Genomic DNA, 226 nt, shown 5'->3' on the forward strand with positions numbered 1-226 from the left:
GCCGCCATCTAAGTGGTCGTTACCGTGGCCGCCGACAAGCACATCATTGCCATCTTGCCCATACAGCGCATCGTTGCCATTTCCGCCTTCTAAGCGGTCATTACCCCATTCGCCATAGAGCTTGTCGTCGTCATTGCCACCGTCAAGGTGATCATTTCCATGACCGCCAACCAGAGTGTCGTTGCCGTCTTGACCGTAGAGCTTGTCATTGTCGTTGCCACCATGG

1 protein-coding gene is annotated in these 226 nt (G+C 54.9%); it reads right to left on the minus strand.

Features of this window, described 5'->3' with window-relative positions; genetic code table 11:
• The coding region (locus ATN88_RS25360) for a calcium-binding protein (RefSeq protein WP_269748239.1) at window positions 1–226 on the minus strand (226 nt) is incomplete at both ends.

It is taken from the genome of Enterovibrio coralii (assembly GCF_001559595.1).
In the GTDB taxonomy this organism is placed as follows: Bacteria; Pseudomonadota; Gammaproteobacteria; order Enterobacterales; family Vibrionaceae; genus Enterovibrio; species Enterovibrio coralii.